The following is a 22,817-nucleotide window of genomic DNA, read 5'->3' on the forward strand; positions in this document are numbered from 1 at the left end:
ATCCCGGGCCCGGGCGACGCCACGCCGCCCACCCAGTGTTGATCTTGGACTTGTTCGGCCATCTATCGGACATTTCACCTCGCAATTGCCGAACAACTCCAAGATCGACATGGGATCCGACGCTGCCCAGTTACTCGGCGGGAGCGTCGGCCCAGCCCTGCCGGCGCACCTCATAGCAGGCGACGGCGGCCGCGGCGGCGACGTTGAGTGAGCCGACCCGGCCCGTCTGCGGCACGTAGCCGACCGCGTCGCAGAGGTTCAGGCACGTCGAGGACAGCCCGCGGTCCTCGTTGCCCAGCACGATGCAGACGTCCCGGCGCAGGTTCAGCGAGGCCAGCGGCTCGGCCTCGTCGGCCAGCTCCAGGCCGACGACCAGGTAGCCGTCGGCGCGCACCACGCCGACCGCCGCCGCGATGTCCTCGTGGGTGCTCCACGTCAGGTAGCGGCCGGTGCCCAGCGCGGTCTTCTGCGCCTTGGGGGAGTTCGGGGCGGCGGTGCGGCCGACGACGTACAGCTCGCTGACGCTGAGCGCGGCCGCCGTCCGCATGATCGACCCCACGTTGAACGGCGACTGCACGTCCTCGAGCAGCAGCGCGAGCCGGAAGGAGTCCTTCCGGCGCCACGACCGGTGCAGTCGCTTCAGTTCCGTTCCGCCGAGCTGTCGCACGTGCTACTCCGTTGTCGTGGTGGACGAACGTGGCTTGACCTCGAGCACCCGGTAGCCGTGCCGGGACAGCAGCCGCCGGGTCGGGAAGCCGGTCTCCGACAGCCACCGGGCCAGCGAGTCAGAGCCCAGGTTGCGCTGCACGACCAGGTACGCCGCGCCGCCCGGCAACAGCCGGGGCAGCCACTGGAGCAGCAGGTCGTGCAGGGCCGCCTTGCCGACCCGGATGGGCGGGTTGGAGTACACCGCCGCGAACCGCACGTCGGCCGGCACGTCGCCGGGCAGCGCCGCCCGGACCCCACTCAGGCCGGCCGCGGCGGCGTTCTCGCGCACCAGCTCCAGCGCCCGCTCGTTGACGTCGACCGCCCAGACGCGCCGCCGCCGCTGCCGGTGCGCCAACGTGAGCGCGATCGGCCCGTATCCACACCCGAGGTCGAGCAGGTCGCCGCGGACCGCCGGTCGCGGCGCGTTCTCCAGCAGCACCCGGGTGCCGGCGTCGAGCTGCTTGAACGAGAACACCCCGGTGTCCGTTAGCAGCGTGAGCCGCAGGTCCGGCAGGTCGAGCTCGATCGTCCGCCTCGAGCTGGCCACGCCGGGCGTGCTCGCGTAGTAGTGCTCGGGCGGTTCGGGCAAGGCGCGGCCTCCATCGATCGGCGGGACGGCTCACAGGGTAGGTCACGGGAGGACGAAGCGGCGCGTCCACTCCCCGCCGGCGAGGTCGAAGCGGGCCCTGGTGGCGATGCCGTCGTCGCCGGCGTCGGAGAGCCAGCGCGCCAGCAGCTCCAGCGGCCGGCCGGAAACCCCGTTGAGGGCGAGGTCGTCGTTTGCCATCATCCGTCCATGATGTCGACACCCGGTCCCCGCGCGCTGCCCGTCCCCGCTCGTCCGGCGGCGACGAAGCAGCAGACGCGCCCGGGCTGGAGGCCGATCGCTCCGACGCCGTGACCGCGGCGATCGTCGCGGGGTTGCTGGCCGGCTACGGCATCGCGATCCCGGTCGGTGCCGTGGGCGCCTATCTGGTGGCCCTGACGGCGCGCACCTCGCTGACGGTGGGCACGGGCGCGGCCCTGGGCATCGCGGCCGTCGACGGCGGCTACGCGATCGCCGCCGTGCTCGGCGGGGCGGCGCTGGCCGGCGCGATCGAGCCGTACGCCGTCCCGTTGCGCTGGGCGTCCGCCGCCGTGCTGCTGGTGATGGCGGCCGTCGGGGCGGTCGCCGCGTACCGCCGGCACCGTGCCGGCCCGGCCACGGCGGACCCGGACGACGGCCGCGCCGACCGGGTGACGCCGGCCGGGGCGTTCGTCAGGTTCGCCGGCATCACCGTGATCAACCCGATGACCGTCGTCTACTTCGCCGCGCTGGTCATCGGCAGCGGCGCCGAGCTGGCCGGCGGTGCCGAGGCCGTCGCGTTCGTCGTCGCGGCGTTCGCCGCCTCGGCCAGCTGGCAACTGCTGCTGGCCGGCGGGGGAGCGCTGCTCGGCCGGTTCGTGACGGGGCCGCGCGGCCGGCTGGCGACGGCGTTCGTGTCCGGCGCCGTCATCGTGGTGCTGGCCGTTCGCATGATCGTCACCGGGGGCGGGTAACCTCGCCCCGGTGAGGGACGCCGGGCACTCCACACTCGTGACCGACCGGCTGCTGCTGCGGCGGCCGCGGCCCGAGGACGTCGACATCATCTTCGACATCTACCGCGACCCGCGGTCCAGTGAGCACAACCCGTCCAACCGGCTGCGCGACCGCGACGGCGCGGAGAACCTGTACCACAGCTGGGACGAGCACTGGCGCGCCACGGGGTTCGGCTACTGGACGGTGCTGCGGCAGGAGTCCGACCGGCCGGTCGGGTTCTGCGGGCTCAAGTACATGTGGTTCCACGACGACCAGGTGACGAACCTCTTCTACGGCTTCGACCCGGCCTGGTGGGGACGCGGGCTGGCAGCCGAGGCTGCCCGCGCCGCCGTCGAGTGGGCCGCGAAGCACCTGCCGGGCGTGGCGGTCGTCGCCCGGATCCGGCCGACGAACCTCGCCTCGCAGCGGGTCGCCGTCCGGGCCGGGCTGACCCGGGCCGAGCACCTCGACGGGCTCGGCTTCGACGGCCTCGAGTGGATCTACGTCACGCCGTGAGTCAGCCGGCGCGCGATCGGCCGAGCGGCTCGCGCACGAGAATCTCGTCGACGTAGCAGTACTGCCAGTCCGCGCCCGGCTCCAGCGACTGGATGATCGGGTGGTGCTCGGCTTGATAGTGCGCCCGGGAGTGCCGCCGGGGTGAGTCGTCGCAGCAGGCCACCAGACCACACTTCATGCACAGCCGCAGCTGCACCCAGTTGGCGCCCTCGTCGACGCACTGCTGGCACACGTCGATGTCGGTGTCGGTGACGTTCATCTGGTCCTGGTGGGTGCAGGACGTGCTCATGGTCTCGGAGCGGACGTACTGCCAGCGCGACCGCAGGATCCGGTCGGGCACGAATCGGGCGAAGTGCCTGGACTGCGACGCCAGCAGCGGCGCCGCGATCGCGAGCACCAGCACGTACAGCGCGACGAACGGGCCGATGCGCTCGTCCAGGCCGGCGGCGATGGCCAGCGTCGCCAGGATCAGCGAGAACTCGCCGCGGCCCAGCACCGTCAGCCCGATGTTCGCCGCTGCCCGCTGGTTGAACCCGAACAGCCGGGCGGTGAAGACGCCGGCGGTGAGGTTCGTCAGCAGCGTCATGCAGACGGCGATCACGACCGGCAGGGCGACGGCGCCGAGATCGCCGACATCGATCGTCAGCCCGAACGAGATGAAGAACACCGCCGCGAACACGTCGCGCAGCGGCAGCACGAGCTGCTCGACCCGCTCCTTCAGCGCCGTGCGCGACACCACCAGCCCGATCATCAGCGCGCCGATCGCCTCGGACACGCCGACCTCGAGGGCCACGCCCGCCACCAGCACGACCAGCCCGATCATGAGGATCGCCAGCAGCTCGTCCTCGCGAGAGTCCAGGACCAGCGCGATCGCCCGGGCGCCCCACCGCGCGAGCGCGAAGAGCGCCACCAGGAACCCGAAGCTGACCAGCAGGTCGACGACGAAGTCCAGCGTCGAGCCGGAGTCGTTCAGCACCGGCGCCAGCAGGGCCAGATAGAACGCGAGGAACATGTCCTCGATGACGATGATGCCGAGGATGATCGGCGTCTCGGCGTTGGTCAACCGGCGCAGCTCGATCAGCAACTTCGTCGCGATCGCCGACGACGAGATGCCCAGCGCGCCGGCGATGACCAGCGCCTCGGACGTGCCCCAGCCGAGCGCAAAGCCGAGCGCCAGGCCGGCGCTCACGTTGAGTCCGATGTACACGCCGGCGGCGATGAACAGCCGCCGCCCGCTGCCCAGCACCTGCTCGGCCGGGAACTCCACGCCCAGGTGGAACAGCAGCAGCACCAGACCCAGCGACGCCAGCAGCGAGAGGTCCTCGGGGTGCTCGATCAGCACCGGCCCGGGCGTGCCGGGGCCGAACACGATGCCGATCAGCATGTAACAGGGCACCGTCGGGAAGCCGTACCGGCGGCCCAGCCGGGCCACCAGCCCGGCGAGCAGGACGATGGCGCCCAGGCCGATGAGGTCAGCGTGCACCTGCGCCCTAGCCCTCGAAGAACGTGCCGGTCAGGACGGCGCCCAGCTTCAACGCCTGCTCGCGGCTCAGCTCGAGGACGGCGGTCGGCTCGTCGCCCTTGGTGGTGAAGACGTAGAGGTCGCGGATGTCGCCGTGGCGCACGACGACGGAGATCCGCTGCGTCGCGCTGCCGAGGTCGATGTCATACCGCTTGCCGATGCCCGGCAGCTCCTGCATGTGCACGCCCTGGCCCATGATGTATCCCTTCTCGCCGGCGAACAGTGACCGAGTCTAGGGTCGGCCGGCCCGTGATTGCGCGAGTCGCTCGAACGCCGGTTCCGGCCGGCGCACCCTCGTGTCGCCGACGGCGCCGAGCTGGGCCCGCAGCCGGGCCGCGCCGCCAGGCAGGAACGGCTCCAGCTCGGCGGCGACCACCCGGCACGCGTGCACCAGACCGGCCAGGACGACCGCGGCCCCGGGCCGGCGGCGGCGGTCGCGCTCCCATGGCCGGTCCGCCTCGATCGTGCGGTTCGCGAGGTCCACGACGGCGACCAGCGCGGCCGTCGCCGCCCGCAGGTCGAACCCGTCCAGCGCCCGGTCGACGGCGGCCGGCAGCGCGCCGGCTGCCGCGACCAGCTCGGCGCCGGGGTCGGGCGCGCCGACGACGCCGTCGTCCAGCCGGTGTACCAGTGTCAGCGTGCGCTGCACCAGGTTGCCCAGCCCGTTCGCCAACTCGAGGTCGTGCCGGGCGACCAGCCGCTCCTCGGTGAAGTCGGTGTCGCCGGTGCGTGGCACCTCGCGGACGAACCACCAGCGCAACGCGTTGGTGCCGTACCGCTCGACCAGGGCGGCGGGGTCGGCGGCGCCGCCGCTGCTCTTGGCGATCTTCGCGCCGCCGGCGGTGAGGTAGTCGTGGACGAGGATCGCCGTCGGCAGCGGCAGTCCGGCGGAGCGCAGCTGGGCCAGCCAGTACACCGCGTGGAACCGCACGATGCCCTTGCCGATGACGTGCACGCGGTCGGCCGACTCCGTCCACCAGTTCCGGTAGGCCCTGTCGTCGCCGCCGTAGCCGAGCGCCGTCACGTAGTTGGCCAGCGCGTCCCACCAGACGTACACCACCTGGCCGGGGTCGCCGGGGACCGGGATGCCCCAGCCGCCGCCCCGCTCGGCCGGCCGGGACACGCTGACGTCGCGCAGGCCGGACCGGACGAAGGCCAGCACCTCGGCGCGTCTGGCCGCCGGCTCGATCCGGACGGCGCCGGATTCCAGGACGCGCAGCAGCTCGTCCTGGTACCGCGACAGCCGGAAGAACCAGTTCTCCTCGCTGACCTGCTCGGGTGCGACGCCGTGCTCCGGGCACACGCCGCCGGGCAGCTCGGCCTCCGCGTAGAACTGCTCGCAGCCGGCGCAGTACAGCCCGGTGTAGCGGCGCCGGTAGAAGTCGCCGCGCGCGGCGCACCGCTCCCAGAGCCGCCGGACGCCCGGCGGGTGCCGAGGGTCGCCGCTGGTCCGGATGACGTCGTCCACCGACAGCGCCAGCGGCCCGCGCAGCGCGGCGAACCTGGCGGCGTTGGCGTCGACGAACTCGCGGGTGGGCACGCCTGCGGCCCGCGCGGCGACGACGTTCTTCAGCGCGTTGTCGTCGGTGCCGGTGAGGAACCGGACCGGCCGCCCGCGGCGGCGCCGGTGCCGGGCGAGCACGTCGGTCTGGACCAGCTCGAGCGCGTGGCCGAGGTGCGGCGCCCCGTTGACGTACGGGATCGACGTGGTGACGTAGTAGTGGCCGGTGGTCATGGTGGCTCCCCTCCGCCCTGCGCCGGCGGGGGAGTGCGCACGATGACGAAGCCCCCGCTGAGCAGGGGCGACGCTTGCTGTGGGTGACGGTGTCAGCGCACGCGTAGTGGCCCCTGGACGGGGCGCATCATCGGCTGCGTGCACTGGGTCATGCCGTCAATGGTACGCCTGACTTGCTGCGGAACGCCTCGACAGGCCGTGACAAGCCGGTGATGCGGCGTGTCAAGACACGTATGTCCGCCTTTGAACGACATTCTGTGCGTCGAGAATGTTTATTGGGACGACACGCAAGAAGGATTTCTTCGTTTCTCCTTGCGCCACTACTTTCTCTGCCTAGACTCACAGTCAAGAACACGGGGCCGTCCGGACAAGAGCTTGGCCCTGCGGTTCGCCAACCGAAGATCTTCACCGAAGGAGTCACGATCATGGACGCACTTTCCGGCATCCTCGACAGCATCGTCGCGCTGGTCAACCAGCTGCTGGGTACCGTCACCGGCCTGCTCGGCTGACATCTGGCGCGTAAGCCCTTCTCCATCCGGTGGGCGCTTGGCGGCTCCCCACGAACCCGTCCGCGTATGCCTCTGGGATTTCCCGGGCATACGCGGACGGTCTTTTTTTGCGGAAACTATCCGGGTGCGATGTCCGGATTAAACCGGTTGCGCCGCGCCGAGCGGATCAAGAAGGCTCGCCGGCGTGATCGACACCGGATTGAGCGGAAAGGTCGCGCTCGTCACGGGCGCCGACGGAGGTATCGGCGCGGCGGTGGCGCGAGCGTTCGCGGCGCAGGGCGCACAGGTCGCCGTCCACCATCATCCCGGCGGCGAGCAGGTGCCGGCCGGCGTGACGTTCAGGCATCGCGCGGGCCCGCCGTGAGAAGCGCATCACTCCGGCGCTATCTCCCGCGGCATGAGGTCGTGCGGCAGCGACGTCCGGGCCGCCCGGAGGAACGCGAACGGTGTGCGCTGCCCGAGGTTGGCGACCCGCGAGGTGTAGATGTCGGCGTACTTCTCGACCTGGCGGGCGAACAGGCTCTTGTCGTTGCCGGCCCGCATCATCGGGCCCCACGTGGGGTTGCCCAGTTCGCTGGCGGCGCGAGCCAACGGCACGATGCGCTCGTCCAGCGTCCGCAGCGCCTCGCGCAGCGCCTCGACGCTCTCGCGGGGCGCGTCGTCGCCGGGGCGCAGTAGTGCCATGCGGGCGTGCGCGAGGCGGTCCTCCAGGACGGCCTTCTCGGTCATGAGGCGCCGCAGCTCGGCCTCGTCGCCGGCGAACACCTGGGCCGCGGCGATCTCGGCCTCGAGCTCTCGCATGATGAGCGCGGTGCGCCAGCGCAGCGCGGACTTGGTGACGTGGACGTCGCCGAACAGGTGGTCGCCGACGTAGAGGATCTCGGCGCCGGTGAGGCCGAGGCTCTGCTCGACCTGCCGGGCGCACCCGCCGTGGTAGACCTCGCCGGTCTTGAACGGGCCCCAGTGCGGCTGCAGCAGCCCGCGCTCGCCGTCGACGACGCGGTACACCGGCTCGACCTCGGCGAAGAACCGCGGCTTGGCGGCAGCCACGACCACGATGTCGAACAGGTCGCGCCACGAGCCGGACGGCACGTGGCGGTCGAAGGCGTAGCTCATCATCGCCTTCGTGTACGACCAGTCGCTGTTCGTGATGAGCAGCAGCCGTTTCCCGGCCAGCCGCTGGTCGATCAGGGTCTGCGCGGTGGACGGGTCGATGTCGCAGAAGCGGTCCGGGTCGGCGACGATCTCCGCCTTCAATGCCCCGGTGGTGTGCGACTCGTCCAGCGCGGCCGACACGATGCGGTACAGCTCGTCGTAGCCGAGCGGCCCGGGAATGGTGCCGTCGTCGAGACGGTCGACGAACTGGGCGTAGAGCGCGGACTCGGAGATCGTGAACAGCGTGTTCATGAACCTGAACCGCGGGTTGTTGAGGTCGACGTTGACGCCGTTGTACGTGGTCCGCAGCTCGTCGAAGGACAGCTGGCGCGTGCCGTGCTGCGCCTGGATGATGTAGCCGAATCGGGTGGCCTTGACCAGGTTGCCGAGGTCGAGGTCGATGACCAGGCCCTGCAGGTACCGGTCGGGCTCGAACGTCAGGCCGGCGACGGGGTAGTCGCCGGCCGCGAGCACCCGCGTGGCGTGCTCGAACGCCGTCCGCTCCCATTCGCGCGTGCGGTAGTGGATGAGCGTGTAGTCCATGTCGTAGCCGATGGCCTGCACCGAGCGCAGGTTCAGCGTGCGGTTGGCGTAGACACCGCGTTCCAGCGTCATGCCCCCGAGCCTAGCCAGACGCCGACCGCGAAGGTCCCGAGCGACGACGAGCCCCACGAGGAAAGGAGGGTCAGGGGCCTGGGCGGGCCTCCCGTGACCGGGAGGCCCGCCCAGGCGTGAAAGCCGCCGACCAGGTCGATCGCGTTGACCAGCCCGAGCTCGCGCAGCGACCCGGCGGCGAGGCTGGACGCGTAGCCCTCGTCGCAGAAGACGATGACGCTCCCGCTCTGCGAGGCATGCATGTCTGGTGAAGCGGGAGAACGTCTGGGGAAGCGCGAGGAGAACCTCATTTCCGACCGGGATGGGTCACTTGATGGCGCCCATCGACAGGCCGCGGACGAGCTGCTTCTGCGCCACCCAGCCGGCCAGCACCACCGGCAGCGAGGCCAGCGTCGCGGCGGCGGCCAGCTGGGCCCAGTAGAGGCCCTCGCTGGTCATGAAGCCGACGAGGAACAGTGGCACCGTCGCGGCCTGCGAGGCGGTGAGGTTGACGGCGAAGAAGAACTCGTTCCACGCGAAGATCACGCAGATCAGCGCGGTCGCCGCGAGGCCGGGCGCGACCATCGGCAGCATCACCTTGAGCAGCGTCTGCCGCAGCGAGGCGCCGTCCATGGCGGCGGCCTCGAGCACCTCGGCGGGGATCTCCTGCAGGAACGAGCGCATCATCCAGACCGCGATCGGCAGGTTCATCGCCGTATACAGCACGACCAGCGTCCAGACGTTGTCCAGCGCGCCGATGCGCCCGGCGATCACGTAGATCGGCACGATCACCGCGACGACCGGCAGCATCTTCGTCGAGATGAAGAAGAACAGCACGTCCTGGGTCTTCTTCACCGGCCGGATCGCCAGCGCGTACGCCGCCGGCACCGCGAGCGCCAATACCAGCAGTGTCGACACCGTCGTCGCGAACAGCGAGTTGAGGAAGTACGGCCAGGCGCCGGCGTCGAACAGCGCCCGGAACTGCTCCAGCGTCGGCGTGAAGATCAGGCTCGGCGGGTCGGTGTAGGCGTCGGCCTCGTGCTTGAAGGCGGTGATCACCATCCAGAGCACCGGGAAGAAGAAGACGATGCCGATGATCCAGGTGAGCACGGTCAGCAGGCCGGCGGACCGGCGGCGCGGGCCGGCGACGGCGACGGCGGCGGCAGTCATCGGTCCTCCTGGACGAACGAGCGGAACAGCAGCCGCAGCGCGAGCGTCGCGACGACGATGGTGCCGATGACGACGACCACGCCCATGGCCGCGGCCTGGCCGACGTCGAAGCCGAGGAACGCCCGCTGGTAGATGTAGAAGGGCAGGTTCGAGCTGGCGGTGCCAGGCCCGCCCTGCGTCATGATGTAGATCTGGTCGAACGTGTTGACCACGTAGATCGCGCCCAGCAGCACGCCCAGCTCGATGTAGCGGCGCAGGTGCGGCAGCGTGATCGACCGGAACGTCCGGGCCGCGCCCGCACCGTCGACCTGCGCGGCCTCCAGCACGTCGCGGCCCTGGCTCTGCAGCCCTGCCAGCACCAGCAGCGTCATGAATGGCGTCCACTGCCACACCAGCGCGGCGATGACGGAGATCAGCGGCGCGGAGCTGGTCCAGTCGTAGTCGCCGGCGCCGAACGGCGACAGCACGAAGTTCACGATGCCGAACAGCGGGTCGAGCATCGTCGTCTTCCACACCAGCGCGCCGGCCACCGGCATGATGAGGAACGGCGTGATGATCAGCGTCCGCACCACGGACCGGCCGACGAACTTGCGGTCCAGCAGCAGCGCCAGCGCGACGCCCAGCAACATCGCGACGATGACGCAGCCGGCGGTGATCACGATGGTGTTCAGCGCGGCCTGGCGGAACACCCGGTCGGCGAAGACGTCGGCGTAGTTGGACAGGCCGACGAACCGCTCCGAGCCGGGGCGGACCAGGTTCCACGAGTTCAGCGAGTACCAGAGCGTGACGAGGAACGGGATCTGCGTCACGAGGATGGCGAAGACCAGCGCGGGCAGGAGGGGCGCCCGCCGCCGCCAGCCTTCGCGACGCGCGGAGCGGACGGGCTCGCGGGCCGGGACGGCCGGCCGTGGGACGGCGGTGGTGGCGACGTCGGTGCTCACGAGCCCACCTCCTGATATGACTCGCCGACGGTCTCGGCGTAGCGCTGTGCCTGGTCGAGGGCCTCGTCGACGCTGATCTGCCCGGCGATGGCGGCGGAGATCTGCTGCCCGACGCGGGTGCCGAGGTCCTGGAACTCCGGGATGGCGAGGAACTGGATGCCGTCGTAGGGGACCGGCGCCGTCATCGTGTGCTCCTGGTCGGCGACCTCCATCGACGACAGCGTCGGCTCGGCGAATGCGGCCGCCACCTCGGCGTACTCGGGGATCTCGTACGTGGACGTGCGGCTGCCTGGCGGCACCCGCTCCCATCCCAGCTCCTCGGCGACGAGGTGGGGGTACTCCTTGTCGGTCATCCAGGCGATGAAGTCCCACGCCTCGTCCGGGTGATCCGACGACGCCGGGATGCCCAGCGACCAGGTGTAGAGCCAGCCGCTGGCGTCGGTCTCGACGACGGGCGCCGGCGCGTAGCCGTTGCGGCCGGCGGTGACGGAGTCCTCCGGGCTCTCGACCACGTTGACCATCGACGTGGCGTCGTACCACATCGCCGCCTGGCCCTGGCCGTAGCGCGTCGCGCAGTCGGCGAACCCGCTGGTGGCCGAGCCCGTCTGACCGTGCTCGCGGACCAGGTCGACGTAGAACTCGACCGCCTCGCGGACCTCGGGGGAGTCCAGCTGCGCGTTCCAGTCCTCGTCGAACCAGCGGCCGCCGAACGTGTTGATCACGGTGTTCAGCGGCGCCAGGTTCTCGCCCCAGCCGGCCAGCCCGCGCAGGCAGATGCCATTCATGTCCGGGTTGGCCTCCTCGATGGCGGCGGCCAGCTCGCGCACCTCCGGCCAGGTCGGCCGCTCCGGCATGGTGAGGCCGGCGGCGTCGAACACGTCCTGCCGGTACACCAGGAACGACGACTCGCCGTAGAACGGCACCGAGTACATGTCGCCCGCGTAGGACAGCGACTCGCGGACCGGTGCGATGAAGTCGTCGGTGTCGTAGTCCTCGGTGGCGTCGGCGTACGGCTGCAGGTCGACCAGCCAGCCGTTCTCGGCCCACATGGCGGTCTCGTAGTTGCTGACCATGATGACGTCGAACTCGCCGCCGCCGGTGGCGACCGACGCGGTGATCTTCGCCCGCGACTCGTTCTCCGGAAGTGAGACGAAGTCGACGTCGACGCCGGGGTGCACCTCGCGGAAGTCGTCGGCCAGCGCGATCGCGTCGGTCATCTGCGGGTTCGAGACGACCGCGACGACGATCGTCGTGCCCGAGTCCGAACCGGACGTCAGAGCGCCGGCCCCGGCGCAGGCGCTGAGCACGGCCAGCGAACCGGCCGCGGCGGCCAGCCGGAGCGTCCGCCGGCTCATGCCGCACCGCCCGGTGCCACCTGCGCCTTGATGGTCGCGCCGGACCGGACGAGGTCGAGGACGGCCGGGAACTCCTCCAGGCCGACGGTGTGCGAGACGAGCGGCTCGGTGCGCACCTGCCCGGACGCGACCAGTCCGACGGCGTCGCCGAAGCTGTGCAGCACCGCCATCGAGCCGACGATGGTGATCTCGTCGTTGTAGATGCGGAACGGCGACAGCGCGATGCGGGCCTCGGCCGGCGCGACGCCGAACACCTGCAGCCGGCCGCCGCGGTCCAGTGCACCGAACGCCGCCTCCAGCGCGGGCGGCGCGCCGGTGACGTCGACGGCGGCGTCGAAGCGCTGCGTCGGCAGCTCCGGCACCGAGGCGGCGACCTCGGCCGCGCCCAGCTCCGTCGCCAGCGGCAGCTTGCCCGCGGCGAGGTCGACGACGCTGACCCGGGCGCCGGCCGCGGCCAGCAGCTGGGTCATGATCAGGCCCATCGTGCCGGCGCCGAGGACGAGCACCCGCTCGCCGGGCTCCGCGCCGAGTCGGCGCAGGCCGTGCACCGCGCACGACACCGGCTCGATCACCGCGCCCTGCGCGAACGTCAGCTCGTCGGGCAGCCGGTAGCAGGATGCGGCCGGGACGGCGACGTACTCGGCGAACGCGCCGTCGACGGTGTCGCCGATGGCGCCCCAGTTCTCGCACAGGTTGCCGCGGCCGCGGCGGCACTGCCGGCAGTGCCCGCAGAACAGCGACGGGTCGACGGCGACCCGGTCGCCCACCTGGAGGCCGGTGGTCACGCCGGGGCCGACCTCGGCCACCACGCCGGCGAACTCGTGCCCCGGGACCAGGGGATAAGGGCTGGGCGGGAACTCGCCCGCCGCGATGTGCAGGTCGGTGCCGCACAGGCCGCAGGCGCCCACCGCGACGACCACGTCGCCGGGTCCGGGCGCCGGGTCGGGCACGTCGCGGACGGAGATGTCGCCCGGCTTCTCGATGACGACGGCGCGCATGCAGCCTCCTTGCTGTCGCTCATATGAGCGAATTTGACGCTCATATGTGTACAATGATGGTTGTATCGCGGTGTGAGTGGACGGTCAAGGGGAGTCATGCCACGCAGGGGAAGGCCACCGGCCGGAGGCGGTCCGTCGATGGGGCCGTCCGACCTGGTGCTCGCGGGCGCCGTGGCTCGCCGGCACTACGTCGACGGCCGGTCGAAGGTCGAGATCGCCGACGAGTTCGGGCTGTCCCGGTTCCAGGTGGCGCGCATCCTCACCGAGGCGCGGGCGCGTGGCTGGGTGCGGGTCGAGATCACCCTCCCCGGGCACCTCGACGACGAGCTGTCGCTGGCGCTGCGCGACGCCGTCGGGGTGCGTGAGGCGGTGGTCGTCGAGGCGCCTGCGCAGCCGGAGTCGGCCACCCGCGACGAGCTGGCCGAAGTCGTCGCCGGGCTGGTCACCGAGACCGTTCAGCCCGGCCAGGTGCTGGGCCTGACCTGGAGCCGGACCATCGAGGCGATGTCACGGCGGCTGCAGCGGCTGGCGCCGTGCACGGTGGTTCAGCTGGCCGGGTCGATCGCCGTCGAGGGCGCCTCGGCCGGCACCGTCGAGGTGGTCCGGTCGGTGGCGGCCGTGGCCGGCGGCGAGGCGCTGCCGGTCTACGCGCCGCTGGTGGTCGAGGACGCCGCGACGGCGGCCGGGCTGCGCCGGCAGCGCGAGATCGCCCGGGCCCTGGACCGGTCGAGGGCGCTCGACGTCGCCGTCGTCTCGGTGGGCAGCTGGGGGCCCGGGCTGTCGACGGTGTGGGACGCCGTCACCGAGGCCGAGCGGGCCGAGGCGCTGGCCCGCGGCGCCGTCGGCGAGTCCGGTGGCCGCCTGTTCGACGCTCGCGGGCGCGACGTCACCGGCGACTTCGACGAGCGCGTCGTCGGGGTGACCCTGCAGGAGCTGCGCGACACCCCTGTCGTCATCGCCATCGCCTACGGCGCGCGCCGGGCCGAGGCCGCGCTGGCCGCGGTGCGCGGCGGCTTCGTCACCACGCTGGTGACCGACGCCGCGCTGGCCCGGCGGGTGCTCGAACTCGCTGCGTCATCGTCGTGACACGTGGTGGTAGCCGACCGCGAGGTCTGACGTCAGTCTCCGATAATCCAGTGTTCGCCCGAGAGGTCTAGGGTTGCCCGGTTCGGGTCCACCACGGGAAGGACACCCATGCGCATCTCGATCGCCGCCGTCGCGGTGACGGCGGCCCTGACCACTGCGGCCGCGGTGCTGATCGCCGCGGCACCGGCGAGCGTCGGCCGGCCCGACGGCGGCGCCGCCGCCATCCGCGTCGCCACGTACAACCTCAGCCTCAATCGCGCCGCCGAGGGCGAGCTGGAGACCGACCTGGCCAGCGGCACCGACACCCAGGCGCAGGCCGTGGCCGAGGTCATCCAGCGGACCCGGCCCGACATCGTCCTGCTCAACGAGTTCGACTACGTCGAGGGCGGCGTCGCGGCCGACCTGTTCCGCGACAACTACCTGGAGGTCGGCCAGGGCGGCGCCGACCCGATCGAGTACCCGTACGCCTTCGTCGCGCCGTCCAACACCGGCATCCCGAGCGGCTTCGACCTCAACAACGACGGCACCGTCGGAGGCGGCGACGACGCCTACGGGTTCGGGCTGTTCCCCGGCCAGTACGGCATGGCCGTGCTGTCGAAGTACCCGATCCTGGAGGACGACGTCCGCACGTTCCAGAACTTCCTCTGGACGGACATGCCCGGCGCGCTGCTGCCGCCGGACTGGTTCTCGCCGGAGGAGCTCGAGGTGGTCCGGCTGTCCAGTAAGTCGCACTGGGACGTGCCGGTGCAGGTGGGCCGCCGGGTGGTGCACGTGCTGGCCTCGCACCCGACGCCGCCGACGTTCGACGGCGCGGAGGACCGCAACGGGCGGCGCAACCACGACGAGATCCGGTTCTGGGCCGACTACGTGGGCCCCGGCCGGGGGTCCTACATCTACGACGACGAGGGCGTGCGCGGCGGACTGAAGCCGGGCTCGGCGTTCCTCGTCCTCGGCGACCAGAACAGCGACCCGGTCGACGGCGACTCGGTGCCGGGCGCGATCCAGCAGCTGCTGGAGCACCCGCGCATCGTCGACCCGCTGCCCACGTCGGAGGGCGCTCCCGAGGCCGCCGTCCTTCAGGGCGGCGCGAACACGACCCACGAGGGCGACCCGCGCTACGACACCGCCGACTTCGCCGACACCGCGCCGGGCAACCTGCGCGCCGACTACGTCCTGCCGTCGCGGCAGCTGCGCCCGGTGGGCGCGGGCGTGTTCTGGCCGGTGCGCTCGGACCCGCTGTCCCGGCTGACCGGCGAGTTCCCGTTCCCGACCAGCGACCACCGGCTGGTCTGGGTGGACGTGCGGGTGCCGGGCGGGCGGTCCTGACCCGGTCAGAGCTGCCGCGGCTAGAGCTGGCGCACCCACAGCACCACGAACAGCGCGGCCAGCACGACGGTCGTCACGGCCGCGGACCGTACCCACCACGCCGCCGGTTCGCCCTGCTCCCGCGGGACGAGCCGGCGGCGCAGTCGTTCCACCGCCACGAGCAGGGCGCCGGCGACCACCCCGATGGGCACCGCGACCGCGGCGTGTACCAGCCACGCGCCCGATCGAGACGGCCCGCCCCAGGCGCCGTCGTAGGGGCCGCCGTCGACGACGCCGTACAGTGGGCCGCGCGCGATCAGCAGCGCGATGAGGGCGATGAGCAGCAGCTGGACCAGGCGGAGGCCGCCGCGCAAGGGTGCGGTCGTCATACCTGCGGACGCTACGGACGCCAGCTTCGCGAGTCGTCACTCCGGAGAGCCATCGTCGGCCCCGTACCACGGAGGTACGGGGCGGCTTTTGATTGTCAGGCTGTTGTCAGGGTGCTGTAGCTGTTGTGTCTCGCCCCGGCACGACATTGTTGTTCCTGCGGGGGGAGGAGTGCCGGACCCGAAGCAGATGTGGGTGGACATGGCCAGGCGCCGGCGCCGCACAGCTTGGCCGGCAGCGCGTCTAGCGGGGGGCAAGACCGCTGCCGGCCGGGCATTTTACCCACTGGCCCGACACACCGGGGGCAGCGCTCACCAGGGGGTGTCGAGCGTGCTCAGGGTGTCGGGCGGGTAGCCGTCGGCGACGGCGTGCAGGGGTGTGGCTTGACCCGCCCCCCACGCGTGGGCGAACGCGCGCTCGCCCAGCTTGTCGCGAACGACCGCCATGGTGAGTTCGTTGTCCGGGCGCTCGCACAGCGGGACAGGCGCGCCGATGGTGTCGCGGACCGCCGCCGCGGCGCCCAGCAGGAACGCGGCGTATGCGCTGTTGTCGTGCTCCTGCGCCACCGAGGCCAGCGCCTCGAGGACGCTCGCGGCCCGCCACTTGTCGCCCAGTTCCTGCTGTTCGGCGAGGCTCTCGTCGAGCAGGTGGATGGCCCGTTCGAGGCGCCCCTGACGGCGGGCGACCACCCCCAGCAGGTTCAGCGACCAGCCGACGCCCTCGCGGAACCCGAGCCGTTGCGCCCGGCCCAGGCTCTGGTGCAGCAGCCGCTCGGCGGTGCCGAGGTCGCCTTCGTAGAGGGCGACGACGCCGAGGTTGATCTGCGACCAGGTGATGCCCTCGCCGTCGCCGGCCTGTTGGAAGTAGGCGAGGGCCGCCTCGGCGTAGTCGCGCGCGCGGTCGAAATCCATCCGCAGCCACGAGACGAATGCCAGGTAATGCCAGGCCCAGGCGATGCCGGCCTTGTCGCCCAGCTGCTGGCGTAGCTGCATGCCCTCGAGGTGTAGCTGGTAGGAGCGATCGTAGTCCCCCTGCTCGCGGGCGATGCTGCCCAGGTGCCGCAGCGTGAGCGCCGCGCCGGCGGCGTCGTCGAGCCGGCGGTAGAGCGCGAGCGCCTCGTCCAGCCGCTCGGCCGCGACGTCGTACTCGCACTGCAGGAACGCCAGGTATCCGGCGCCGCGGGAGGCGGCCGCCAGTGCGGACGGTGCGACGGGTTCGGGCGCGGCGCGGGCGATCCGCAGCGCCGACTCCAGCCAGTCGCGCCCCTCGGAGTAGTGGCCGCGCAGGTAGAAGTAGCGCCACAGGGCGGCGCCCAGCCGCATCGACTCCGCGCCCAGTTCGCGGCTGATCGCCCGGCCGAGCGCGACCCGCAGGTTGTCCAGCTCGACGTCGAGGTGGTCCAGCGTCGCGGCCTGCTGGTCGGTGCCGAGACTGCGCTCGGCCCGTTCGGCCAGCTCGACGTAGTAGTGGAGATGCCGCTGCTCGATGAGGGTGCGCCGGCCGCCGTCGTCGAGCCGCCGGTCGGCGTACTGGCGGATGACGGAGAACATCGAGTAGCGCGCCTCGGCGGCGTCGCGGTCGACCCGGATCAGCGACTTGTCGATGAGCCGGCCGGTGAGGTCGAGGACCCGCTCGTGGCAGGCGTCGGTCTGCTCGGCGCAGAACACCGCGACGGCGGCGGACATCGTCCAGCCGCCGGAGAACGTCGAGACCGCCTCGAAGAACCCGCGCTCCTCGGCGCTGAGCAGCTGGTAGCTCCAGTCCAGGGCGGCGTCGATGGTCTGCTGGCGCAGCGGCGCGGTGCGGCTGCCACCGGAGAGGATGCGCGAGGAGGTGTCCAGCTCGTCCGCGATCTGCTCGATCGTCAGGACGTTGACGCGGGCGGCCGCCAGCTCGATCGCCAGCGGGATGCCCTGCACGCTCCGGCACACGCGGCTGACCTGCAGCAGGCGGTCGTCGCGCGGGTGCACGCCGTGGGCGGCGGCACGGGCCAGGAACATGCGGACGGCGTCGGCCTCGCGGATCTCCTCCGGCGCGGCGCGGGACGGCGGCACCGTCAGCGGCTGCACCTGCCGGACCACCTCGCCGGGCGCGCGCAGCAGTTCGCGGCTGGTGGCCAGGATGGTCAGCCGGGGGCAGCGCTGCAGCAGGACGGTGCACAGCCAGGCACACGTCTCGACCACGTGCTCGCAGTTGTCCAGCACGATCAGCAGCTGCCGGGAGCTGATGTGCTCGGCCAGCGCGTCGACCTCGGCGGCGTCGGAGGCGGGCCGCAGCCCGACGGCGGCCGCGACGGCGTCGGTGACCTCCGGCCCGTCCGGGCGCGCGCCCAGTGGCACCCAGCAGGCGCCGGCCTCGAACTGCCGGCGCACCTCGTTGGCGACGGCGATCGCGAGGCGGGTCTTGCCGACGCCGCCGAGCCCGGTGAGCGTGACCAGCCGGACGCCGCCGTGGCTGAGCAGTGACGACAGTTCGGCCAGCTCCGACGCCCGGCCGATCAGCGTGTCCGGCGGCAGCGGCGGACCCTGGACCTGCGGTGCGTAGACCGTGGGGGACCGGCGCAGCGACTCGGTGAACTCACCGAACTCGCTCTCGGAGAGGTTCAGCGCGGTGGCCAGCAGGCGCACGGTGAGCGGCCGGGGCGCGCGACGGCGGCCGCGTTCCAGGGCGGCGACGGCGTCGGAGCTGAGACCGGCTTTTTCGGCAAGCTCCTCCTGCGACAGACCGGCCGCCAGCCGATGCCGCCGCAGCATGCTCGCGAAATCGTCGATCTCGTTGCTGGCCGACACGCCTTGTTACCTCCGAGATGACCCGGTAGCTGTGAAATCGTACCGGGTGATCTTGGGGTATCAGATGTGGCGGAGCAAGTGATTCCCATCAATACCGCCAGACCTCCGCCACGGCGACGAATGCGCTGGACGACGGGCGCTCCGGTGTACCCGCCCGGATGATCTCCCCGGGCAGCCGCCGGCCGCGGACCTCGATGGACGCGACGGCGCTCGGCCCGGTCACCAGACTGAGGCTGTGGACGCGGCCGCCGAGGTCGTACTCGTCGGTCGCGAACGCCCTCCGGTCCAGCACATCAGCGATGCGGACTGCGACGTCGCCCGCCCGCGCGTACGTGCCGCGGGCGAGGTCGTTGGCGACGCGGACGGCGCGCCGCTCGATCCGCGGCTCCGGCCACGGCAGCCCCTCGGCCTCGGGGAAGAACCGGGTGAAGGTCCGCTCCAGCCAGTAGCCGAGGTCCGAGTGGTCGGTCAGGACCCGCACCTCGCCGTCGTGCCACAGCACGATCGCCGAACCACTGCCCTGAGCGGACCAGTCGACCGTCCAGACCGACGCGTAGGCGCTGACGACGTCGCGATGGAACAGTTGGACGCCGGGGTTGGCGCCGACGAGGACGACCTTGCGCTGGGCGGGCGCCTGGGCCGCGTCGGCGATCGCGGGGAGAGCGAGGCCGGCGGTGAGGCCGGCGGCGGTGGTGGTGCCGGCGCGGAGCAGCCGGCGGCGGGTGAGGTTCGGTTGCGTCATGGGCATAGCCGACCCGGGCGGGCGCCGGTGCCGCCAGGAATTCGAGTAGGTTCGAATCGTGACGGTCCGGATGCCGATGACCGCGGAGGCGCTGGGCCGGTCCCGGTTCGGCATCTCGCCGTGCGCCGAGGTGGTCGGCAGCCTGCGCGCCCTGCACCGTCCGTCGCCCGGGTCGCCGCACCTGATGCGCTGGCGCGCGCGGGCGCTCGACGCCGTCCCGGCTGCCCCGCTCAGCCTGCTCGCCGCACTGACGGGCAGCGACGTGTACAACCTCGACCTGCTCACGCCGCCGCCGGAGGCCGCCGTGATGACGGTCGACGACGAGGTGGCCGCCATCGCGGCGACGCCGGTCGAGCTGATCGAATACCAGCTGGACATCGCGTTCCGCGGCCGGGCCATTCCGCCGGCCGTGGCCGAGAGCGTCGGCGGCCCGGCCCGCCTCGAAGAGCTGCGCCAGCCGATGCCCGCCGTCGTCGCCGAGGTGCTCGACGGGGGACCGGCGGCCTTCGTGGCCCGGGTGGCCGACGCCATGCGGACGTACTTCGAGCGGGTGCTCGCGCCTGACTGGCCGCGGGTGCTCGACGTCCTGACCGCCGACGTCGCCTACCGCGGCGACCGCATGGCCCAGTACGGCGCGCTGGCCCTGCTGGACGACTTCCACTCGTCGGTGCGCTGGGACGACGGCGCGATCCTGGTGCGCAAGCCGTTCGAGCTGGTGGTCGACTGGGCGTACGACGGGCTGTTGCTGATCCCGTGCACCGGCTTGAGCGACGGCGTGCTGCTGAACGCCGAGCGCCCGACGACGCCGTCGATCCTGTACCCGGCGCGCGGGCTGCACGCGCTGTGGTCGACGAGCGCCGCGGCGCCCGCCGACCTGGGCGAACTGATCGGTCACACCCGGGCGACGTTGCTCGCGGCCCTGGACATCCCGCGCACGACCGCCGAGCTGGGCCGTCGCGAGGCCCTCTCGCCGGCGACGGTCTCATACCACCTGACGATCCTGCACCGCACCGGCCTGGTCTCGCGCCGCCGCACCGGCCGCCGCGTCGTCTACACCCGCACCGACCTGGCTGCCGCGCTACTGGCGCCATCGGTGTGAGCGAGCGCCGGCGGCGGGCTGGCGGCGAGTGAGGTGAGTGAGGTTGATGAGGTGAGCACCACCCGCGGCGTCGCTGACCCGCGGTGCACGGTGGCGGGCCTGCCGCGGCGTCGGCCGAGAACCACCGGCCCCGCGGTGTCGGCGGGTCGGGCGGTGTCGCCCGGACCGGCGTGCGGAGGCGCGCCGTCGCGGATCGGCTCGCCGGGCTTGCTGGTGCTGGCGAGTGTTGAGGCTGCGTTGGCGCAGTTCGGGTGGCAGCAGCCGAGGTGGCCCGACTCCAGCGCGGTCCAGGCCAGGCCGGTGAGCGGGTCACCGTCGGCGGCCGGTCCGCGTTCGACGACCTCGACTCCGACGTCACGTCGGACGACTGGAGCTTGACGGTGCACGGGCCCGTGATGGCTTCGCACACCGTCAGCCTCGGCGGCAGGGGGCTGCTCCTGATTCCGTCAGTCCTTGCCTTCGGAGTCTGGCCGCGCGTCGATGACCCGTGGGATCCGGCGTTGACCTACCAGCCGCCGGGATTCGGGGACGTCTGGCTCCGCGACGATCAGGGACCGCGAGCACTCGAAGAACTCCTCGGCCGACGACGCGCGACGATCCTGCTCGCGCTGGACCAGCCGGCGTCGACCCAAGCGCTCGCCGCGAGGACGGGGTGGAGCGCGGGCGGCATCAGTACCCACCTCGGCGTGATGCGCCGGACCGGTCTGGTGGTCCGGCGACGCAGCGGACGTGAAGTGCTGTATTCACTGACCGCCACCGGCGGCGCACTGGTCGCAAGCAGCGCATGATCCAGTCGCGTGAAGCACGGCACGTCATGGCCTGGCGACGCTCAACCGCCCGCAACCTGGTGGCGTTCACGATCAACGCTCGCGCCACCCGTACTTGACTTAAGCAGATATGCAAAACACGTGTCCGGCTCGCAACTCGAAAGGTCCGGGCGGGCAGGGCACGACACGCGGCGGATAGATCGTCGCCCGACAGCTGCGGGGGTGGAGGGAGAACGGTGGTGCGGCGGACGGCGACGGTGCTCGCGGCGGACGGGGAGGCGCGGCCGGCTCGCGCTGGCCGGCGCCGCCCTGCTCTGGCTGGCGTTCGCCGCCTGGTTCGTCGTCGTGGTCGTGCTGCCGAGCTAGCCCTTCAGGCCGTTGCGGGCGATGACGTCGCGGTACCAGTGGGCGGAGTCCTTCCAGGTCCGCTCCAGCGTGTCGTAGTCGACGCGGATGAGGCCGAACCGGCGGTCGTAGCCGAAGGACCACTCGAAGTTGTCCATCAGCGACCACGCGAAGTAGCCGCGCACGTCCGCGCCCTGGTCGATCGCCTGGCCGGTGGCCTCCAGGTGGCGGGCGATGTAGTCGATGCGCTGCGGGTCGTGGACGGCGCCGTCGGGGGAGACGGTGTCGGCGAACGCGGCGCCGTTCTCGGTGATCATCATCGGCAGGCCCGGGTGCTCGCGGTGCATCCGCAGCAGCAGCTCGGTGAGGCCGGACGGGTCGATGTTCCAGCCCATCGCGGTGTACGGGCCCTCGGGGCGGACGAACTCGACGTCGTCGGCGCCGACCCAGGGGGAGCCGAGCGCGTCGTCGTGGCCGTCGTCCTCCGAGCGCGGGCTGACGCCGTCCCAGCGGCGGGCCAGGCCGGTCGAGTAGTAGTTGACGCCGAGCATCTCGAGCGGCTGGTGCGCGATCGCCACATCGCCGTCCTGGACGAACGACCAGTCGGTGACGTGCGCGGTGTCGTCCAGCAGGTCGGACGGGTAGGCGCCGTCCAGCATGGGGCCGGTGAACGCGCGGTTGGCCAGCGCGTCGATCTGGCGGACGGCGTCGAGGTCGCCCTCGGACGAGGGGTCGACCGGCCGGATGACGTGGAGGTTCAGCGTCACCGAGGCTCGCGCCGACGGCAGCACCGAGCGGACGGCCTGAATGCCCAGGCCGTGCGCGAGGTTGAGGTGGTGGACGGCGGCGAGCGCGGCGGCCGGCTCGGCCCGGCCCGGTGCGTGCGCGCCGGAGGCGTAGCCGAGGTAGGCGCTGCACCACGGCTCGTTCAGCGTGGTCCAGGTGTCGATGCGGTCGCCCAGCTCGCGGGCCATGATCTCGGCGTAGTCGGCGAACCGGTACGCGGTGTCGCGGGTGGCCCAGCCGCCGGCGTCCTCGAGATCCTGCGGCAGGTCCCAGTGGTAGAGCGTCAGCACCGGCTTGATGCCGCGCTCGAGCAGGCCGTCGACCAGCCGGGAGTAGAAGTCCAGCCCTTCGCGGTTCACCGGGCCGCGCCCGCCCGGCTGCACCCGCGGCCACGCCGTGGAGAACCGGTACGCGCCGAGGCCGAGGTCGGCGATGTGGCCGAGGTCCTCCTGCCAGCGGTGGTAATGGCCGTCGGCGACGTCGCCGGTGTCGCCGTTCAGGGTCTTGCCGGGCGTGTGCGAGAACGTGTCCCAGATGGACGGCCCGCGGCCGCCCTCCTTGGCCGCGCCCTCGATCTGGTAGGAGGCCGTGGCCGACCCCCAGAGGAAGTCGTCGGGGAAACGACGGCCGGTGCCGGTGCTCATGGTGTCGCGACTCCTAGCGAAGACGTGGCCGGAACAGCCCCGACCTTATCTAAGCTGCCGTGCATGAGCGGCGACCGGGGAACGGGCCCGCGCAGTGCGGCAGCGC

The 22,817-nt window shown here is 72.0% G+C and carries 25 protein-coding genes; 9 read left to right on the forward strand and 16 right to left on the reverse strand.

Annotated features, from left to right (window positions below; all coding sequences use genetic code 11):
* Positions 1-130: 130 nt before the first annotated feature.
* The 3 genes from E1262_RS22040 to E1262_RS30465 are packed head-to-tail and all read right to left on the reverse strand — an operon-like array spanning position 131 to position 1,498.
* Positions 131-667, reverse strand: coding sequence for a TrmH family RNA methyltransferase (locus E1262_RS22040; protein ID WP_132105617.1), 537 nt, complete (start codon positions 665-667; stop codon positions 131-133).
* Positions 668-670: 3 nt separating this feature from the next.
* Positions 671-1,297, reverse strand: a complete 627-nt coding sequence (locus tag E1262_RS22045) for a class I SAM-dependent methyltransferase (RefSeq protein ID WP_132105620.1) — start codon at positions 1,295-1,297, stop codon at positions 671-673.
* 42 nt (positions 1,298-1,339) lie between these two features.
* Positions 1,340-1,498, reverse strand: coding sequence for a hypothetical protein (locus E1262_RS30465; RefSeq protein WP_162606028.1), 159 nt, complete (start codon positions 1,496-1,498; stop codon positions 1,340-1,342).
* Positions 1,499-1,605: 107 nt separating this feature from the next.
* Between E1262_RS30465 and E1262_RS22050 the strand changes: the two genes are divergently transcribed.
* Both E1262_RS22050 and E1262_RS22055 read left to right on the forward strand, forming a co-directional pair.
* Positions 1,606-2,247, forward strand: coding sequence for a LysE family transporter (locus E1262_RS22050; protein WP_132105623.1), 642 nt, complete (start codon positions 1,606-1,608; stop codon positions 2,245-2,247).
* Positions 2,248-2,257: 10 nt separating this feature from the next.
* Positions 2,258-2,782 carry a GNAT family N-acetyltransferase gene (locus E1262_RS22055; protein ID WP_132105628.1) on the forward strand — a complete coding sequence of 175 codons (525 nt, stop codon included), beginning with the start codon at positions 2,258-2,260 and terminating at the stop codon, positions 2,780-2,782.
* A 1-nt stretch (position 2,783) separates the two neighbouring features.
* Here the strand turns inward: E1262_RS22055 and E1262_RS22060 are convergent, their stop codons facing one another.
* From E1262_RS22060 to metG, 3 genes are read right to left on the reverse strand one after another with little or no spacing between them, the layout of a single operon-like run.
* Complete coding sequence (locus E1262_RS22060; RefSeq protein WP_132105631.1) at positions 2,784-4,265, reverse strand: cation:proton antiporter domain-containing protein; 1,482 nt, start codon at positions 4,263-4,265, stop codon at positions 2,784-2,786.
* Positions 4,266-4,272: 7 nt separating this feature from the next.
* A complete protein-coding gene (locus tag E1262_RS22065; protein ID WP_132105634.1) occupies positions 4,273-4,500 on the reverse strand; it encodes a cation:proton antiporter regulatory subunit in 228 nt (75 codons plus the stop codon).
* 36 nt (positions 4,501-4,536) lie between these two features.
* Positions 4,537-6,039, reverse strand: a complete 1,503-nt coding sequence (gene metG / locus E1262_RS22070) for a methionine--tRNA ligase (protein ID WP_132105636.1) — start codon at positions 6,037-6,039, stop codon at positions 4,537-4,539.
* A gap of 173 nt (positions 6,040-6,212) precedes the next feature.
* Here metG and E1262_RS22075 point away from each other — a divergent pair, with 173 nt between their 5' ends.
* Together E1262_RS22075 and E1262_RS31795 are read left to right on the forward strand one after the other, a co-directional pair.
* On the forward strand, positions 6,213-6,548 hold the full coding sequence (locus E1262_RS22075; protein WP_132105638.1) for a hypothetical protein: 336 nt from the start codon (positions 6,213-6,215) through the stop codon (positions 6,546-6,548).
* Between the two features lie 184 nt (positions 6,549-6,732).
* Positions 6,733-6,912 carry an SDR family NAD(P)-dependent oxidoreductase gene (locus E1262_RS31795; protein ID WP_132105641.1) on the forward strand — a complete coding sequence of 60 codons (180 nt, stop codon included), beginning with the start codon at positions 6,733-6,735 and terminating at the stop codon, positions 6,910-6,912.
* Between the two features lie 8 nt (positions 6,913-6,920).
* On the opposite strand, the gene E1262_RS22085 is transcribed toward E1262_RS31795, so the two are convergent.
* The 6 genes from E1262_RS22085 to E1262_RS22110 form a co-directional block, all read right to left on the reverse strand.
* Positions 6,921-8,318, reverse strand: a complete 1,398-nt coding sequence (locus E1262_RS22085; RefSeq protein ID WP_132105644.1) for an HAD-IG family 5'-nucleotidase — start codon at positions 8,316-8,318, stop codon at positions 6,921-6,923.
* On the reverse strand, positions 8,315-8,560 hold the full coding sequence (locus E1262_RS31015) for a rhodanese-like domain-containing protein (RefSeq protein ID WP_203454189.1): 246 nt from the start codon (positions 8,558-8,560) through the stop codon (positions 8,315-8,317). The genes E1262_RS22085 and E1262_RS31015 overlap by 4 nt, the downstream gene beginning before the upstream one ends.
* A gap of 64 nt (positions 8,561-8,624) precedes the next feature.
* Positions 8,625-9,467, reverse strand: coding sequence for a carbohydrate ABC transporter permease (locus E1262_RS22095; protein ID WP_132105646.1), 843 nt, complete (start codon positions 9,465-9,467; stop codon positions 8,625-8,627).
* Complete coding sequence (locus tag E1262_RS22100) at positions 9,464-10,408, reverse strand: carbohydrate ABC transporter permease (protein WP_132105649.1); 945 nt, start codon at positions 10,406-10,408, stop codon at positions 9,464-9,466. Before E1262_RS22100 ends, E1262_RS22095 begins: the two co-directional genes overlap by 4 nt.
* A complete protein-coding gene (locus tag E1262_RS31450) occupies positions 10,405-11,763 on the reverse strand; it encodes an ABC transporter substrate-binding protein (RefSeq protein ID WP_132105652.1) in 1,359 nt (452 codons plus the stop codon). The genes E1262_RS22100 and E1262_RS31450 overlap by 4 nt, the downstream gene beginning before the upstream one ends.
* The gene (locus E1262_RS22110; protein WP_132105655.1) at positions 11,760-12,761 is read right to left on the reverse strand and encodes a zinc-dependent alcohol dehydrogenase family protein; all 1,002 of its coding nucleotides are present in this window, start codon (positions 12,759-12,761) and stop codon (positions 11,760-11,762) included. Before E1262_RS22110 ends, E1262_RS31450 begins: the two co-directional genes overlap by 4 nt.
* A gap of 138 nt (positions 12,762-12,899) precedes the next feature.
* Here E1262_RS22110 and E1262_RS22115 point away from each other — a divergent pair, with 138 nt between their 5' ends.
* Positions 12,900-13,847, forward strand: a complete 948-nt coding sequence (locus tag E1262_RS22115) for a sugar-binding transcriptional regulator (RefSeq protein ID WP_132105657.1) — start codon at positions 12,900-12,902, stop codon at positions 13,845-13,847.
* A 108-nt stretch (positions 13,848-13,955) separates the two neighbouring features.
* A complete protein-coding gene (locus tag E1262_RS22120; RefSeq protein WP_132105660.1) occupies positions 13,956-15,173 on the forward strand; it encodes an endonuclease/exonuclease/phosphatase family protein in 1,218 nt (405 codons plus the stop codon).
* Positions 15,174-15,193: 20 nt separating this feature from the next.
* On the opposite strand, the gene E1262_RS22125 is transcribed toward E1262_RS22120, so the two are convergent.
* The 3 genes from E1262_RS22125 to E1262_RS22135 all read right to left on the reverse strand — a co-directional run bounded on the left by E1262_RS22125 (position 15,194) and on the right by E1262_RS22135 (position 19,070).
* Positions 15,194-15,541, reverse strand: coding sequence for a hypothetical protein (locus tag E1262_RS22125; protein ID WP_132105663.1), 348 nt, complete (start codon positions 15,539-15,541; stop codon positions 15,194-15,196).
* A 309-nt stretch (positions 15,542-15,850) separates the two neighbouring features.
* Positions 15,851-18,328 carry an ATP-binding protein gene (locus E1262_RS22130; RefSeq protein WP_203454191.1) on the reverse strand — a complete coding sequence of 826 codons (2,478 nt, stop codon included), beginning with the start codon at positions 18,326-18,328 and terminating at the stop codon, positions 15,851-15,853.
* An 88-nt stretch (positions 18,329-18,416) separates the two neighbouring features.
* On the reverse strand, positions 18,417-19,070 hold the full coding sequence (locus E1262_RS22135) for a hypothetical protein (protein ID WP_203454194.1): 654 nt from the start codon (positions 19,068-19,070) through the stop codon (positions 18,417-18,419).
* Between the two features lie 58 nt (positions 19,071-19,128).
* Here E1262_RS22135 and E1262_RS22140 point away from each other — a divergent pair, with 58 nt between their 5' ends.
* The 3 genes from E1262_RS22140 (at position 19,129) to E1262_RS30470 (ending at position 21,302) form a co-directional block, all read left to right on the forward strand.
* Positions 19,129-20,169, forward strand: coding sequence for an ArsR/SmtB family transcription factor (locus tag E1262_RS22140; RefSeq protein WP_132105667.1), 1,041 nt, complete (start codon positions 19,129-19,131; stop codon positions 20,167-20,169).
* Between the two features lie 395 nt (positions 20,170-20,564).
* Entirely contained in the window at positions 20,565-20,957 is a 393-nt protein-coding gene (locus tag E1262_RS22145; protein WP_132105670.1) for an ArsR/SmtB family transcription factor, read from the forward strand.
* 201 nt (positions 20,958-21,158) lie between these two features.
* Positions 21,159-21,302: a hypothetical protein gene (locus tag E1262_RS30470; RefSeq protein WP_162606030.1), complete on the forward strand. Its 144-nt coding sequence runs from the start codon at positions 21,159-21,161 to the stop codon at positions 21,300-21,302.
* Here the strand turns inward: E1262_RS30470 and E1262_RS22150 are convergent.
* Complete coding sequence (locus tag E1262_RS22150) at positions 21,299-22,711, reverse strand: GH1 family beta-glucosidase (protein WP_132105672.1); 1,413 nt, start codon at positions 22,709-22,711, stop codon at positions 21,299-21,301. The two genes, E1262_RS30470 and E1262_RS22150, sit on opposite strands and share 4 nt — an antisense overlap.
* Positions 22,712-22,817: the final 106 nt, after the last annotated feature.

Source organism: Jiangella aurantiaca, from assembly GCF_004349105.1.
In the GTDB taxonomy this organism is placed as follows: Bacteria; Actinomycetota; Actinomycetes; order Jiangellales; family Jiangellaceae; genus Jiangella; species Jiangella aurantiaca.

Bases quoted from the DNA above. Each gene is read 5' to 3' on its own strand.
- E1262_RS30465 (WP_162606028.1), bottom strand. From the start codon at position 1,498: ATGATGGCAAACGACGACCTCGCCCTCAACGGGGTTTCCGGCCGGCCG.
- E1262_RS22065 (WP_132105634.1), bottom strand. From the start codon at position 4,500: ATGGGCCAGGGCGTGCACATGCAGGAGCTGCCGGGCATCGGCAAGCGG.
- metG (WP_132105636.1), bottom strand. From the start codon at position 6,039: ATGACCACCGGCCACTACTACGTCACCACGTCGATCCCGTACGTCAAC.
- E1262_RS22085 (WP_132105644.1), bottom strand. From the start codon at position 8,318: ATGACGCTGGAACGCGGTGTCTACGCCAACCGCACGCTGAACCTGCGC.
- E1262_RS31015 (WP_203454189.1), bottom strand. From the start codon at position 8,560: ATGCATGCCTCGCAGAGCGGGAGCGTCATCGTCTTCTGCGACGAGGGC.
- E1262_RS22095 (WP_132105646.1), bottom strand. From the start codon at position 9,467: ATGACTGCCGCCGCCGTCGCCGTCGCCGGCCCGCGCCGCCGGTCCGCC.
- E1262_RS31450 (WP_132105652.1), bottom strand. From the start codon at position 11,763: ATGAGCCGGCGGACGCTCCGGCTGGCCGCCGCGGCCGGTTCGCTGGCC.
- E1262_RS22110 (WP_132105655.1), bottom strand. From the start codon at position 12,761: ATGCGCGCCGTCGTCATCGAGAAGCCGGGCGACATCTCCGTCCGCGAC.
- E1262_RS22115 (WP_132105657.1), top strand. From the start codon at position 12,900: ATGGGGCCGTCCGACCTGGTGCTCGCGGGCGCCGTGGCTCGCCGGCAC.
- E1262_RS22120 (WP_132105660.1), top strand. From the start codon at position 13,956: ATGCGCATCTCGATCGCCGCCGTCGCGGTGACGGCGGCCCTGACCACT.
- E1262_RS22125 (WP_132105663.1), bottom strand. From the start codon at position 15,541: ATGACGACCGCACCCTTGCGCGGCGGCCTCCGCCTGGTCCAGCTGCTG.
- E1262_RS22135 (WP_203454194.1), bottom strand. From the start codon at position 19,070: ATGACGCAACCGAACCTCACCCGCCGCCGGCTGCTCCGCGCCGGCACC.
- E1262_RS22145 (WP_132105670.1), top strand. From the start codon at position 20,565: ATGGCTTCGCACACCGTCAGCCTCGGCGGCAGGGGGCTGCTCCTGATT.
- E1262_RS22150 (WP_132105672.1), bottom strand. From the start codon at position 22,711: ATGAGCACCGGCACCGGCCGTCGTTTCCCCGACGACTTCCTCTGGGGG.